Source organism: Yersinia antarctica (assembly GCF_056636475.1).
This window is the reverse complement of record NZ_JBSJQF010000001.1, coordinates 3,688,098-3,702,328: the sequence shown is the minus strand read 5'-3', so window position 1 is coordinate 3,702,328 and position 14,231 is coordinate 3,688,098. Positions and strand designations below refer to the sequence as shown.

The window sequence follows — 14,231 nt, the reverse complement described above, 5'->3', positions numbered from 1 at the left end:
TCAAGTATTTTACCTTCAAGGTGGGTGGGCGTGTAAAGGGCTGTGAGGGATAATCTGTGTCAGAAAAATTATTCTGGTGCGAAAGAATGTCTACTCAATCACTCTCTTTCTCTCATTATTATGATAGATTTCCCTCAATGGGTAATAATTCCCGATTGGAACTTATCTTAATATCCTCGCAGTGTTCCGATGCTTGACGGAAAAATAAAAATTGCACCAATGGCTCGATAATTAATCTTCTTGATTGAAAATAACGCGGCCATGAATTAATAGGCTATATCTCTTGGTTTGTGGGTACTAATCGGCGAATCTTGTTGCAAGGCGATATTATAAGGAATATATCGACTATTTCATTTACTATCTTTGTCGTTTTTATAGATGTAGATCAATTTTATTTATAATCAATTTTAGATCTGTCTTGTTTTTTTTGATTTACCTCATCTAAACCTGATTTTTGTTAGTTTAATGCTGTTAAGTTCTAACTAAAGTGGTGAAATTGGTCTTTAATACTAAAAAAGACATCTATTACCCATATTAATGTTTAGTGCTACGCTTAATTATTTGTTGAATCTTTGCCTGACAGGCAATGCCCTATATGCACTGGCTAATTTATCAAAGGATGATTCATGTCTAAACGTCTATGGCTCCGAACTACCTTACTCACAGCCGCCCTACTCAGTGTTTTTTCTGTTCCCGTTAGTGCCGCAACACATACACTGCAACTGGCTATCGGTGATGAACCCACCGAAGGCTTTGACCCAATGCTAGGCTGGAGTCATGGCAGTTATCTGCTATTGCATAGCCCATTGCTAAAACAAAATGAAGATCTTAGCTGGAATAATTTTCTGCTGAGCCAGTATAAAACCAGCAACGACGGTAAAACCTGGACTCTGACGCTCAAGCCGGGCCTCAAATTCTCTGATGGATCTCCTCTGACGGCCAAAGATGTGGTGTTTACCTATAACAATGCTGCTGCCAGTGGCGGTAAAGTCGATATGGGTAATTTCCTCCGCGCCGAAGAAATCGATCCCCTCAATATTCGAATCCAATTGAAAGCGCCACAAAGTACTTTTGTAAATGTGTTGGGATCGCTGGGGATCGTTTCTGCTGATAAATATAATGCCAAAACCTATGCACAAAACCCTATTGGTGCTGGCCCGTACCGTTTGGTGAGCTTCCAACCTGGTCAGCAAATGATCGTGGAAGCCAATCCTCATTATGCCGGTAATAAGAATGATTTCGATAAACTGATTTTTGTTTTTCTTGATGAAGACAGTGCCTTTGCCGCGGCGCAAAGTGGGCAGTTAGGGGTCGTCCGCATTCCACCATCGATGGCGGCAGGTCCGGTCAATAACATGAAGTTATGGGTGCGGCCAAGTGTAGAAAACCGTGGCATCGTGTTCCCGACCACTCCGGCGGGTAAGAAAGATGCTCAGGGTTATCCGATTGGTAATGATGTAACGGCTGATGTTGCTATCCGCCGTGCCATTAACTATGCCATTAACCGCCAACTCCTGGCCGACCAAATTATGGAGGGTCATGCTATTCCTGCCTATACAGGTGTACAGGGGCTGCCATGGAATAACCCAGATTCGGCCATTAAAGATGGTGATAGCGAAAAAGCCAAACAGATATTAGAACAGGCCGGTTGGGCGCTGAACAGTGAGGGTATTCGAGAAAAAAGTGGGGTGCCGGCCAAAATCACGCTTTGGTATACCAGCGGTGATACTACGCGCCGCGATTTAGCCCAGGCGCTGCGTTCGATGCTGAAACCTATTGGTGTTGATGTTGATTTGAAATCCGGTAGCTGGGAAACCGTTGAACGTAATATGCATGCTAACCCCACGTTGTTTGGCTGGGGTAGCCTTGATCCCATGGAGCTGTACCATCACTACAGCAGTAAAGCTGCCGGTGTTGAATATTATAATCCAGGCTACTACCAGAATCCGGTAGTTGATAAACATCTGCAACAGGCACTGGATGCGCCAACCTGGGAACAAGCAGTGCCATTTTGGCAACAGGTTGATTGGGATGGAACGACCGGTGCCGGTATTCGCGGTGATGCGGCGTGGGCGTGGTTATTGAATATTCAGCATACTTACCTGGCTAATGATTGCGTTGATTTAGGTAAGGGGGCACCGGAAATCCATGGTTCCTGGTCACTGCTTAATAGCCTGGATAGCTGGAAATGGACCTGTCAGTAATGAAGGGGGTCTCGCTATTTACTCTGCGTTTAATTTGCCTGCTGCTAATCACCGCAGTAGGCACTTTTACGCTGCTGAGTTTTTCCCCGGTAGACCCAATACGCGCCTATATTGGCAGTGAGCTGCTGCATGTTCCACCGGAACAATATCCGCTGATTGCGGCGCGGTGGGGGTTGGATCTGCCTTTGTGGCAGCGTTTTCTGCATTGGTTTACTCAGGTTTTGCAAGGTGATTTGGGTTACTCCATGCTGTATAACGCGCCGGTCTCACAGGTCATTGGTGAACGTTTTGCCACCTCGTTTGCGTTACTGCTTTCGGCATGGCTATTCTCCGGCATTGTTGGGCTACTGCTGGGGCTGACTGCGGGGCGTTATCTTAATCGCTGGCCTGATCGTTTGATCTCAACCCTGTCATATTTATTAGCTTCGCTACCCACTTTCTGGATTGGTTTATTGTTGCTGTCATTATTTGCGGTGAAGCTGAATTGGGCGCCGATTTGCTGTGCATGGGCACCTGGAAGCAATGCTGAAACAGCCAGTTGGAGCGACAAACTGCGTCATCTCATTCTGCCGATGCTGGCCTTGGGATTATTGGGGGTTGGCAATATTGCGTTGCATACCCGCGCCAGGGTTGCTGAGGTGATGAATAGCGAGTTTATCCGCTATGCACGTGCTCAGGGAGATAAGGGCTGGTCATTGGTTCACTTCCATATTTTACGCCATGCCATTACGCCAGCGCTTTGTCTGCAATTTGCCTCTGTGGGGGAATTACTGGGTGGCTCGCTATTAGCGGAGAAAGTTTTTGCCTATCCCGGCTTAGGGCAAGCCACTATTGATGCCGGGCTTCACGGCGATATTCCGTTACTGATGGGGATCGTCATGTTTTGCGCCATATTGGTCTTTTGCGGTAACAGCGTTGCCAACGCACTGTTACACCGCTTAAATAGGGGAGCTGCGCGGCAATTATGACTTATAACCCAAACCGGGCGTTGTTTCGGCTGTTCGTTTCATTGGCGCTATTACTCATTTTAATTGTTTATGGCTGGGTTATTTATCCCATTGAAGTTCCGATGGATCTGATGGCGCGCCGCCAGCCGCCATCACCGGCTTATTGGTTTGGTACTGATAGTCTGGGGCGCGACTTGTGGTTGCGCTGTTTTCAGGGCATGACAACCAGTTTACAAATTGGCCTGATTGCTGCTTTTGCCAGTGGGCTGCTGGCGATGCTCACTGCCAGTTTGTGTGCTATCAATAAAACGCTGGATTATATCATTCGCGGATTAATTGACAGTATGTTGGCATTGCCCCACTTGCTGTTATTGGTGCTGATCTGCTTCACTTTGGGGGGCGGGAAACAAGGCGTTATTCTGGCGGTAGCCCTCACCCATTGGCCAAAGCTTGCCCTGATTTTACGCGCAGAAATCTTACGTATTCGCGAGACTGATTATGTGATGTTGTCTCATCGGTTGGGTAACAGTAATTTTTACCGTTGGCGTCATCATCTGCTACCGTTATTACTGCCACAATGGATTGTTGGCACACTGTTGATGTTTCCCCATGCGGTGTTACACAGCGCAGCGCTCAGTTTTCTTGGGTTTGGGCTGTCACCTCATGAGCCGTCGTTGGGGATCTTATTAGCGGATGCACTGCGTTACCTGAGCAGTGGGGCATGGTGGCTGGCTTTTTTCCCTGGCCTGATTTTGGTGGGATTGGTATTAGTATTTGACCAGTTTGTCCGGTCGCTGCAACAACTCTGGGTGAGGATAACCTGATGTTGAAATTTGCAAAATTTGCTATTGATGTTGCTCATTACCGCTGGCTGGGGCGAAAAACCTGGCATCCTCTGCTGAGTAATATTTCTTTGGAGGTGAATCCGGGGGAACTGGTGGCGTTAGTTGGCGGTAGCGGTGAAGGCAAAAGTCTGTTGTTACAAAGTGCATTGGGTTTATTGCCAGACAATATGCGTTGTCATGGCGAGATTATCCTTGATGGTGAGGTGTTGTGCGCCCAAGACAAAATTGAACGGCGCGGAAAAACGTTATGTTACGTCCCTCAAGGGGTCAGCGCGCTAAATCCATTAATTAAAGTCGGCTCACAAATGACCCGCGCCGCGCAGCTTAGTGGTGTAAAACTGCGGCTAGAAGATGTGGCAATGCAACTGCAAACCTACAATCTTGCGCCAGGGTTGGTGCATGACTTCCCTCGCCAACTCTCTGGCGGCATGGCAAAACGGGTGCTGACCAGTTGTGCCACCCTGACCAATGCCCGCTATATTTTGGCTGATGAAGTGACCTCGTGGCTCGATGACGAGCATGCCTGCCAGTTACTGACTCACCTGCGGGCTTTTTGCCAACAAGGGCGGGGCATTTTATGGGTAACTCATGATCTGGCATTGGCGGCACGTTTTGCCGATAAGATTGCGGTGTTACATCAGGGTAAGCTACATGAGACGCTGAGTGCTGAAGAATTGAAGAATAACGGTGGTAGCCCCTGGCTACAGTCACTATGGGCGGCGCTACCGGAGCAACAATTTGTCAGTCAGCACATAGCCTTGTCGGAGGTGGGCGAATATGTTTAGTGTCGATAATCTGACGGTGGTTCAAGGTGGCAAACTGTTGTGGGATAGTATCTCATTTTCTCTAACAGCCGGAGAGCGCTTAGGTATTTCGGCTCCCAGTGGTTTTGGTAAAACGACCCTTGGCCGGGTATTAGCACAATGGCAGTCAGCCACTTCCGGCCAGATTTTGCTCGGTGGCGCGCCACTGGCAAAAAAAGGTTATTGTCCTATTCAGTTAGTGCCACAGCATCCAGAACAAAGTTTCAATCCTTACCGGACTACGGGGGAGAGCTTGCATGATGCCTGGCGACCCGCAGCACATTGGCTTGAGCGCATGGCCGTTAATCCTGATTGGTTGAAGCGCCGGCCTGATGAATTGTCGGGGGGCGAGTTGGCGCGTATCGCACTATTGCGGGCACTGGATCCGCGCACCCGATACTTGATTGCCGATGAAGTAACGGCACAACTGGATGCACATGTTCAGGCACAAATTTGGCGCGTTTTATTAGACGAAGCGGCACACCGCCCATTGGGGCTCATTGTTTTCAGCCACAATAAATTCTTATTGGAAAAGGTGTGTTCACGTATATGGATACCAGAGCGTGAAAGTAAAATCCCTCTTTATCAAAAACCAGTGGTTAAGTCTCAAATTGGTTTGGCATTGATAAAAACAGGATGAGTTAATAACGGTAAATTAAAATGTAATCGATTAAATAATTATCTAGAGTGATAGTCACTCAATGTATGAGGTGTTTTATTTCCAAGTGAAAATAGAATTATTGATTAGGATCATGTTCTGTTTAAATAATGATAAAAACGCGGGGTTATACAGTGGAGATGATAATTAACATCACGGTAAGATAACTTTACATAAATAAATTGAGATAGCGTTCAATATTAACTTGAAGTAGGTGGCTATTCTATACACAGTGATTAGTATTTTAACGTATTCTTATCAGGCTAACACCCCTTAGGGTTTGTGTGATTTTGTTTCTGTCTCAGCATGCCGACTTAACATCTATTTTGGTGGGAGTTCTGGTGTTCTTTATTTGTGATGAATATAAACCCGCATCATTTTACACCTAACTAATTGATTTTCAATTACATTTAATTACCCTACCCTCATCGCTACAGTGTTTTTTATCAAGTTGGTAATTAATGATGAATTTTCCAGTTTTTGGTCTATATTGGTTAGAGGTGTTTTTTTTATAGCAACATATTGATTTATAATTATCTATGCTACAAAAAGAACATACCGAAACTGAGCGCTGAATAAGGGATTGGTTAGCTATGGGAAGCAAACGTTTAATCGATTCATCCGTTTGTTGTTTACTGTGGATAAATGCAGTAATCCTTTTCTGTTTTAGTAAAAAAATATTAGCGGATGCCATTCACCTATTGATTGGCATAACTAAAAGCGGTAAAAAATACCCATCAAAAATTCATCATACAAATCAATCCAGCGGGATAACACCTTTATACACGATTGTAATATCTTGCTGTATAACGGGCGGCAGTCGTTCTTTCGATATTTTAAGTTGCAGCGCAAATGTCGGGCAGCATATTGAGGGTGGTTAAAACGCAAAATCAGAACTCAAATGAAGAATCTAACAAGATATGCAGGAGGATGCGCTTAAATTCTGAAATATACTAATTAACTGGCATCAAAAGCCTATTTTATCAGTAATAACAAGGGATAACCCTTTACTGACAAGGCAAATTAGAGGGCTAGCAGTTATAGAGCTAGTAGGTTGTTTTTCTCACTTTCACTTTCTTAACACCATACAGGAGGGCTTATGCAGCTCACCCCAAGAGAAGTTGAAAAACTCATGATCTACACGCTGTCTGATGTGGCGTTCAAACGCAAAGCGCGTGGCTTGAAACTCAATTATCCCGAAGCCGTTTCTATCATCACCGTGACTGCAATGGAAGGGGCCAGAGATGGCAAATCGGTAGAAGATGTCATGAAAGAAGCCAGCAAAGTTCTCACTAAAGATGATGTGATGGACGGGGTAGCTGATCTGATTCCGAATGTTCAGGTTGAGGCAATTTTTACTGACGGTAGCCGGTTGGTCACGGTGCACGATCCTATTAAATAACACCGATGGCAGCATGCGAGTAAAACCTGAACTGATTATTGCAGAGGATTAAAGCATGAGCGCAAAGAAAAGCACTAAAGATAATGCAGAACAGAATACCCCTCTCGGGGGCTGTATTTTAGCTGATGCCCCATTCCCGAACGAAACGCAACAAACCATCATGCGTTATGCAGCGAGTAGATACTCTAAAAATACCTCATTCGGTGAGCTGTATTCCAGAGATTTGCGCCCCCGAGTGTTGAGGATGTGCTCCAGTCTCGCAATATCTTCATCGCTGACGCCATTAAAATCGGTTCCTTTCGGATAAAACCGCCGTATCAGACCGTTGGTATGCTCATTCAACCCCCGCTCCCAGGAATGATAAGGCCGGGCAAAGTAAACCTTTGCGCCCGTTACCTGAGTGATGTCCTTATGTTTCGCAAACTCGGGTCCGTTATCTGCCGTCAGGGTTTTAAACTCACAGAAAGTATTCGCCACGATGTCCCTGAACGCTTCCACGACGCTCTCAGCGCACTTATTGGGGAGTTTACGGATAATGACCTGCTTTGTGGCTTTGTCCACGACCGTCAGCAGGAATGACTTCTGGTCTTTGCCAAAAATCGTATCGATTTCAACATGCCCGGGAACCTGTTTGAGTTCAGCCTCAGCAGGCCTGTGCTCAATGCCAACCCTGTCCGGGATGGGCGTGCGTCCGGGCTCACCCGTATCATAGCGATAGCGTTTACCCCGGTGAGGGAGCTGAAGGTAAAGCTTACCGCCAGCCTGTCTGTCCGAACGGATATAGCGGTAGAGGGTATTTTTGCTGACGGCGATATCAAACTGGATTTTCAGTCTCCCAGAGATAACCTCAGGGGAGGTATGTACAGCCAGCGCCTGCCGGAGAAAGTCTTGTGTCTGCTGGCCCAGAGGGACACAGGCATTGTGTGCCGAGGTGGCGCCCCGCCGTTGTCTGGCTAAGGCATCAGCGCGTCTGGAGGAGTAAAGTCCGTTGAAGGCGGGGTCCGTATTACGTCTGAGCTCCCGGCTCAGCGTAGAGCGAGAGACGCCGAGCTCTCTGGCAATGCAGGACTGATTAACGCCTTCAGCTTTTCGTTTTTCGATGTAAAAGCGCTCATGCTGAGTCAAATGTTTTCCCTTCATGCAACAGGGTCTCCGACAGGGTCAATACGGCTATTTTATCCGTACCTGACCGGTGGGTCACTTTGTTGCATTTCGTTTGGGAATTGGCGTGGTAATTCTTCAAGCATATACCGATATTCTTGATCTGTTTCGCAAAGCTGCCTAGATCTTATTAGCAAATTAGAAAGAGCGTTACTTTTTGTCTTAACTTCATTAAAACTAATGTTTGTTCCAATGTTAAGATCCCTACCAGGACTGTTATCATTTATTTCATTATCATAAATTTGCAATTTTTCATTATTTTCCATTTTTAAAGCCTTGCCCAATGGTAATGTCACCCTCGACTTCATTATTATCTATTTTATTATCATTTATGATTTCAGTAGCTTTGATGTTTATATTTCTTGCCTTGTTTCCGCTTATGCTATTATTGGAAACTCCAGATTGTAAGGCACTTTTATTATTTTTTGTGATTTTCTTGTTTTTATTATTGTATAGTGCAACAAGCAGGCAGGAATTTATTGCTATTACAAAGAATAACAATGTAGTCATTGGATTATTTGAAATGAAGTCAACATTTTCGAAAATGGGTTTTAGCAGATATAAGATAATGACACCAATTATTGTTAATGATGCATTATATTTTAATGAGTTTTTAAAAAAGTCCAGATCCATTTTCCACTCCTGTTAAATAAAAAATTCCGTTACAGAATGGTACTAACTTTCAGAAATCACTGTTAAAATTCTAGTTTGGCTTGTACGCATTTCCTCCCCCACCAATCCATTAATTCGATACGATGCTCCAAGTATGTAGAGCGATTATAAGCTCGTCTTACCTCATTTTTATCACTATGAGCTAATGCTGCTTCAATCACATCAGCTTTAAACCCAGCTTCATTCATAGCAGTGCTAGCAATAGAACGTAAACCATGTGCAACTAATTTTCCACCGTAGCCTATACGTTTAAGAGCTGCGTTTGCAGTTTGGCTGTTCATAGGCTTGCGTAGGTCGTTACGACTTGGGAATACATGCACACAGTTACCACTTATTGGTTCCATTATCTTAAGTATTGATAATGCCTGATCTGAGAGAGGAACAATGTGATCGCGCTTTGCTTTCATCCGTTCTGCCGGTATGCACCATTCCCTTTTCTCTATATCGATCTCGGCCCATGCGGTTGCCGAGGCTTCTGCAGGGCGTATCAGAGTTAGCAACTGCCATTCCAGCAAACAGCGCGTTGGTATCGATAGATTACTCATCGAGATAGTCCGCATCAGCTTCGGTAGCTCTTCAGGGCGTATAGTCGGCATATGCTGCTTTTTAGGGCGTTCAAACGCATTACCAATACCTGAGGCAGGGTTCGCCTCAATCAAGCCGGTGTTGACGGCGTAGATCATGATTTCGTTGATGCGCTGCACCAATCGGCGAACTGTCTCCAAAGCTCCACGCGCTTTGATAGGCTCCAGCACCTGGATTAGCAAACGGGCCTTAATTTCCTGAACAGGGACATTCTCCAGGGAAGGCAAAATATCTTTCTCGATAGAACGCCAGATATCTTTCGCGTGATCCGCGCTCACGTGGGCTTGCTTTAATGCGAACCACTGCTTTGCCACGTTAAGGAAAATGCTTTCCTGTGCGATCTGCTTCTGTTCGGTTTCTTCGGCGTCTTTGGCTTGAGGGTCGATGCCGCGAACAAGCAGCGAAAGCTTTTCATCGCGGATCTGTCGGGCATCGGCTAACGAGAGGGCAGGGTAGGCACCTAGGCTCACGTTGGTTCGCTTGTCAGTACCTGGGCGTTGGTAGCGTAACCGCCACAGCTTTTTGCCGCTGGTCTTGACCAGGAGGAACAGACCGTCGCCATCGTGCAGCGTGTAGTCTTTGTCTTGAGGCTTGGCTTTGAGGATTTCATTGTGGGACAGGGGGCGTGTTAGGCGCGCCATAGCTAGCTTTCTTCCATAATTGGTACACGATTATTGGTACACATTATAGCGTGTACCTAAACGTGTACCAATTATCTCTGGATTCAGGCGGATACTCTCGGACTACTACAGACACAAAAAAGCCCGCAAACCTAGGTGGGATGTGGGCTTTCCGTACTTCTCCGGACTTATCTGGTAATACCCGGATCATTATTTGGTGGAGCTGGGGGGATTTGAACCCCCGTCCGAAATTACTACGCCGTCGGCACTACATGCTTAGTCCAGTCATTACATTCGCCGGTTAGCTGCGGACGGACACGCCACTAACAAACTATCCTGATTAGTTTTAATGCTTCAACCCCAGGCAAGGTTTCCACACGAGCTCTTTTGGGTTTGACCTCTCTTGATCCCCGTCCTAAGAGCGGAGGCTAGGGAGAGAGGGAACCTTCAGTTTCTTAGGCTGATTAAGCTGCTAAAGCAGCAGATTCGTATTGCGAGTCGTTTGCAATTATTTTTTTTGCGGTTTTTTACGAGGCCTCCGCACCTCGGCATGCACCTTGGGTTTCGCGAATCCCGTCGAATCCAGAATCAGCCCCAAAGAACTTCTATAGTATACCAGAACTATACGCTGATAAGCCAGAGACTTAACGGTTAGCGTGTTTCATTATTCTGGCTTTATCGACCTGCCATTCACGATCTTTGATGTCATCACGTTTATCGTGATCTTTCTTACCTTTTGCGACACCGATTTTAACTTTAACCCAAGCATTTTTCCAATATACGGAAAGGGCAACTACGGTAAAACCGTCGCGATTAACTTTACCGAGCAGCGAATCCAGCTCGCGTTTGTTTAGCAGCAGTTTACGGGTACGCATTGGCTCGCAGACAACATGAGTCGACGCAACGTTCAACGGCGTAATGGTGGCGCCAAACAAGAAGGCTTCGCCATTTCTAAAGGTTACGTAGCTATCACTAATGTTGGCTTTGCCAGCACGCAGAGATTTTACTTCCCAACCTTGCAGCGCAAGACCCGCTTCGAACTCTTCTTCAATGAAGTATTCATGGCGGGCTCGTTTATTTTGCGCAATGGTTGCGGAACCGGGTTTGTATGCTTTTTTCTTTGTCATAGTATTGATCATTATACTGTATGCGGAGGCGAATGAAATCCTTTCCCGCAGGATGCCTGTGCATTTTGTCTCATTTGTTGCGTAGAATGCCTAGCAGATTTTTGTCTGGCGGTAGATAAATGGTATTATCAGCGCGTTTTATGTCTCACAGGAAATGTTATGCCACAGATTAGCCGCTCTGCGTTGGTTCCGTTTAGCGTAGAACAGATGTATCAACTGGTTAATGATGTTCGCTCTTATCCAGAATTTTTGCCTGGTTGCACCGGCAGCCGGGTGCTTGATGTTACTGAAAATGAAATGACGGCCGCAGTTGATGTCGCCAAGGCTGGTATCAGTAAAACGTTTACTACACGCAATACATTGACTGATAACCAGAGCATTAATATGCAATTGGTAGATGGGCCATTTCGGAAATTAATGGGCGGATGGCATTTTACCCCATTAAGTGCAGATGCTTGTAAAGTTGAACTGCACCTGGATTTTGAATTTACCAATAAGCTGATTGAGTTGGCTTTTGGTAAAATATTCAAGGAATTAGCTGGCAATATGGTGCAGGCGTTCACTCAACGTGCTAAAGAGGTATACAGTGTCTGAGATTCGCGTTGAGGTGGTTTATGCCTTGCCTGAACGCCAATATTTGCGGACTGTTTCACTTGAGGCTGGTAGTACTGTTGAGGATGCTATCAAAGCATCAGGTTTACTTGAGTTACGATCAGATATTGATCTGACAAAAAATAAAGTGGGTGTTTACAGCCGCCCGGTAAAGCTGGGAGATAAGCTTTCCACGGGTGATCGTGTTGAGATTTATCGCCCTCTGAGCGCAGACCCTAAAGAGTTACGCCGACAACGCGCCGAACAGGCAAAAAAATAAGGCACCGTCTGTGCCTTATTTTTATTGTAGCCCTGAACTGCTATCGAAGAAAAAGCGTACGCCATCCTATGGTTGCATAAGCATTAGGCGGCTTGTTGCCTAAAACCATAATCAGTATTCGTTCCCTTCATCTGTTCTGCAATCTTCGGATAAATTAATTTCCTGCTAATGTTGGTTCGTTTTTGATATCAGTCAGCACGCCGCTGCTATCAAAGGTCAACGTCAACGTCTGTTGTGTTACTTTCTGGTGGCCAGGTTGTTGGCGGAACACATAGAACCAGGTTTTGGTGCCAAACGGGTCCTGTAGCATTGGTGTGCCTAAGGTATATGCCACTTGTTGCTGGGTCATACCTTTATGAATTTTGGACGCGTCATTAGGTGATAAATAGTTACCCTGATTAATATCAGGCCGGTAGACCACCTTCTCCAGCGTTGAACAACCCGCAGTAAGCATTGCAAGCATCACAGCGGCGGCAGTCAGCATTTTACAGCGCATAGTAATCACATTCCTTTAGGGCGTAGGATGACGATGATAATAGACCTTGCAGCAGTTGGAAACCTTTACAGGGCACCTGTATGACCTCTGGAAAGGAAAAAAGTTAATCTTTTCTATGCTGCGAGCAATTCTTTTGCATTTGCCAAGGTGTTTTTCGTCACTTCACTGCCGCCCAGAAGGCGCGCCAACTCTTGCAAGCGGGCTTTTTTATCTAGCCGATGCATATGGGTTTCGGTTTCAGTGCCATCGGTTTGTTTACTCACAAAGAAATGTTGATGGCCACAACCCGCAACTTGTGGAAGGTGGGTCACACACATAACCTGAGTCGATTCACCAAGCTGACGCAACAGGCGGCCCACTATGGCTGCCGTTGGTCCACTGATACCAACATCAACTTCATCGAAGATAAGCGCAGGAGTATCCATTTTACGCGCTGTAATCACCTGAATCGCCAATGCGATGCGAGACAGTTCACCACCGGAGGCGACTTTGGCCAGTGCTTGTAGCGGTTGACCTGGGTTGGTAGTGACGCAGAACTCAATGCGGGTCGCCCCTTCAGCACTGAGGTGCTCTGGCTCAAAATGGGTGTCAATCGTGAATTGGCCATGTGGCATTGATAATTGATGCATGCTTTCGGTAATTAGCGCGGCCAATTCATCAGCATAATGCTGGCGTTCTTGGTGCAACCGGTTAGCTATCTCTAACGCGTGTTGATAGTGAGTATTTACCGCGTGGCTGAGTTGCTCATGGTCGTTTTCTTGCCGTGACAGCTGTTCTTGCTCATCCAGCAATTGCTGGTGAAACAAGGGTAACTCTTCTGGTGCTACATGGTGTTTACGGGCCAGATTTAATTGACGAGATAACCGTTGTTCCAATTCATACAAACGGTTAGGGTCCATATCAAATTGCTCCGCATAATGGCGTAGCTCATCACTGGCTTCACTGATTTGGATAGAAGCCTCTTCTAGCATATTTAATAAATTATTAAATTGTTCATCCATGCCAGCCAGTTCGGTTAACTGGTGTTTGGCTGAGAAGAGCTGGCTGAGAATGTTATTCTGTTCATCATCCGACAGCAATTGTAAGGCTTGTTGGCTGAGTGACAACAACTGCCCACTGTTTGCCAAACGCTTATATTCGATATCAATTTGTTCATATTCCCCCGCTTGTGGGACAAATGAATTTAGTTCTTTCAACTGATATTGCAATAATTCCTTTCGGGCGTTACGTTCCAGAGATTGCTGTTGATGGAGTGCCAGTGCCCGGCAGCTTTGGTGCCAGATTTGATAGGCTGTTTTCATTTCGCTCAGCAAAGCAGAATGGTCTGCGTAGGCATCTAATAGCTGTTTTTGATGATCTGGTCTTAATAGCAACTGATGGGCATGTTGGCCGTGAATCTGGATGAGATGTTGGCCTAACTCTCGCAGTTGTGACAGGGGGACTGCCGTACCATTAATAAAGCCTCTTGAGCGGCCATCGGTTCCAATAGCCCGCCGCAATAGGCATTCATTACTGTCATCAAGATGGTTATTTTCCAACCACTGTCGGGCCGATGGGGTGTCTGTCAGTGAAAAGCGAGCACAAATATCAGCACGCGTTGCACCTAAACGCACCATGCTGCCATCTGAGCGGCTACCAAGGCATAACCCCAATGCATCTATGGCGATAGATTTACCTGCCCCTGTTTCGCCAGTAATTGCTGTCATCCCGGGTTGAAAATCGATTTCTAACTCACGCACAATTGCAAAATTACTGATGGTTAATTGGGCCAGCATGGTAAATCTCCTGTACATAAACACATGGCTGTATTTGAATACAGTATATACTGGTTTTATATACA

16 protein-coding genes, 1 other RNA gene and 1 pseudogene are annotated in these 14,231 nt (G+C 45.9%); 10 read left to right on the top strand and 8 right to left on the bottom strand.

Going from position 1 to position 14,231, the window contains the following annotated elements:
* Positions 1 to 626: 626 nt before the first annotated feature.
* The 8 genes and pseudogenes from ACWJJO_RS17155 to ureB form a co-directional block, all read left to right on the top strand.
* Positions 627 to 2,204: an ABC transporter substrate-binding protein gene (locus tag ACWJJO_RS17155; RefSeq protein ID WP_481091290.1), complete on the top strand. Its 1,578-nt coding sequence runs from the start codon at positions 627 to 629 to the stop codon at positions 2,202 to 2,204.
* Positions 2,204 to 3,172 carry an ABC transporter permease gene (locus tag ACWJJO_RS17150; RefSeq protein ID WP_083163047.1) on the top strand — a complete coding sequence of 323 codons (969 nt, stop codon included), beginning with the start codon at positions 2,204 to 2,206 and terminating at the stop codon, positions 3,170 to 3,172. Before ACWJJO_RS17155 ends, ACWJJO_RS17150 begins: the two co-directional genes overlap by 1 nt.
* Complete coding sequence (locus ACWJJO_RS17145; protein WP_481091289.1) at positions 3,169 to 3,975, top strand: ABC transporter permease; 807 nt, start codon at positions 3,169 to 3,171, stop codon at positions 3,973 to 3,975. Before ACWJJO_RS17150 ends, ACWJJO_RS17145 begins: the two co-directional genes overlap by 4 nt.
* Positions 3,975 to 4,781: an ATP-binding cassette domain-containing protein gene (locus ACWJJO_RS17140; RefSeq protein WP_083163051.1), complete on the top strand. Its 807-nt coding sequence runs from the start codon at positions 3,975 to 3,977 to the stop codon at positions 4,779 to 4,781. Before ACWJJO_RS17145 ends, ACWJJO_RS17140 begins: the two co-directional genes overlap by 1 nt.
* Positions 4,774 to 5,439, top strand: coding sequence for an ATP-binding cassette domain-containing protein (locus ACWJJO_RS17135; RefSeq protein WP_481091288.1), 666 nt, complete (start codon positions 4,774 to 4,776; stop codon positions 5,437 to 5,439). The genes ACWJJO_RS17140 and ACWJJO_RS17135 overlap by 8 nt, the downstream gene beginning before the upstream one ends.
* A gap of 611 nt (positions 5,440 to 6,050) precedes the next feature.
* On the top strand, positions 6,051 to 6,338 hold the full coding sequence (locus ACWJJO_RS17130) for a hypothetical protein (RefSeq protein WP_227746584.1): 288 nt from the start codon (positions 6,051 to 6,053) through the stop codon (positions 6,336 to 6,338).
* Between the two features lie 218 nt (positions 6,339 to 6,556).
* Positions 6,557 to 6,859 (top strand): urease subunit gamma, encoded by a 303-nt coding sequence (locus ACWJJO_RS17125; protein ID WP_002215288.1) that lies wholly within the window; start codon positions 6,557 to 6,559, stop codon positions 6,857 to 6,859.
* Between the two features lie 55 nt (positions 6,860 to 6,914).
* Positions 6,915 to 6,992: pseudogene (gene ureB, locus ACWJJO_RS17120) on the top strand (urease subunit beta); the annotation flags it as partial.
* Between the two features lie 32 nt (positions 6,993 to 7,024).
* On the opposite strand, the gene ACWJJO_RS17115 reads toward ureB, so the two are convergent.
* The 6 genes from ACWJJO_RS17115 to smpB all read right to left on the bottom strand — a co-directional run bounded on the left by ACWJJO_RS17115 (position 7,025) and on the right by smpB (position 11,024).
* Positions 7,025 to 7,999 (bottom strand): IS30 family transposase, encoded by a 975-nt coding sequence (locus ACWJJO_RS17115; RefSeq protein ID WP_481091069.1) that lies wholly within the window; start codon positions 7,997 to 7,999, stop codon positions 7,025 to 7,027.
* A gap of 35 nt (positions 8,000 to 8,034) precedes the next feature.
* The gene (locus tag ACWJJO_RS17110) at positions 8,035 to 8,286 is read right to left on the bottom strand and encodes a hypothetical protein (RefSeq protein WP_481091287.1); all 252 of its coding nucleotides are present in this window, start codon (positions 8,284 to 8,286) and stop codon (positions 8,035 to 8,037) included.
* Positions 8,276 to 8,653 carry a hypothetical protein gene (locus ACWJJO_RS17105; protein ID WP_481091286.1) on the bottom strand — a complete coding sequence of 126 codons (378 nt, stop codon included), beginning with the start codon at positions 8,651 to 8,653 and terminating at the stop codon, positions 8,276 to 8,278. Before ACWJJO_RS17105 ends, ACWJJO_RS17110 begins: the two co-directional genes overlap by 11 nt.
* A gap of 62 nt (positions 8,654 to 8,715) precedes the next feature.
* Positions 8,716 to 9,918: an integrase domain-containing protein gene (locus tag ACWJJO_RS17100; RefSeq protein WP_481091285.1), complete on the bottom strand. Its 1,203-nt coding sequence runs from the start codon at positions 9,916 to 9,918 to the stop codon at positions 8,716 to 8,718.
* Positions 9,919 to 10,112: 194 nt separating this feature from the next.
* Positions 10,113 to 10,493: a transfer-messenger RNA gene (gene ssrA, locus ACWJJO_RS17095) on the bottom strand.
* A gap of 48 nt (positions 10,494 to 10,541) precedes the next feature.
* Positions 10,542 to 11,024 carry an SsrA-binding protein SmpB gene (smpB, locus tag ACWJJO_RS17090; RefSeq protein WP_049608454.1) on the bottom strand — a complete coding sequence of 161 codons (483 nt, stop codon included), beginning with the start codon at positions 11,022 to 11,024 and terminating at the stop codon, positions 10,542 to 10,544.
* Between the two features lie 159 nt (positions 11,025 to 11,183).
* Here smpB and ACWJJO_RS17085 point away from each other — a divergent pair, with 159 nt between their 5' ends.
* Both ACWJJO_RS17085 and ACWJJO_RS17080 read left to right on the top strand, forming a co-directional pair.
* Complete coding sequence (locus ACWJJO_RS17085; protein ID WP_005188672.1) at positions 11,184 to 11,618, top strand: type II toxin-antitoxin system RatA family toxin; 435 nt, start codon at positions 11,184 to 11,186, stop codon at positions 11,616 to 11,618.
* Positions 11,611 to 11,895, top strand: a complete 285-nt coding sequence (locus ACWJJO_RS17080; RefSeq protein WP_083163106.1) for an RnfH family protein — start codon at positions 11,611 to 11,613, stop codon at positions 11,893 to 11,895. Before ACWJJO_RS17085 ends, ACWJJO_RS17080 begins: the two co-directional genes overlap by 8 nt.
* Positions 11,896 to 12,049: 154 nt before the next feature.
* On the opposite strand, the gene bamE is transcribed toward ACWJJO_RS17080, so the two are convergent.
* Entirely contained in the window at positions 12,050 to 12,391 is a 342-nt protein-coding gene (bamE, locus tag ACWJJO_RS17075; protein ID WP_083163108.1) for an outer membrane protein assembly factor BamE, read from the bottom strand.
* 113 nt (positions 12,392 to 12,504) lie between these two features.
* Positions 12,505 to 14,166 carry a DNA repair protein RecN gene (recN, locus tag ACWJJO_RS17070; protein WP_442847607.1) on the bottom strand — a complete coding sequence of 554 codons (1,662 nt, stop codon included), beginning with the start codon at positions 14,164 to 14,166 and terminating at the stop codon, positions 12,505 to 12,507.
* Between the last annotated feature and the right edge of the window lie 65 nt (positions 14,167 to 14,231).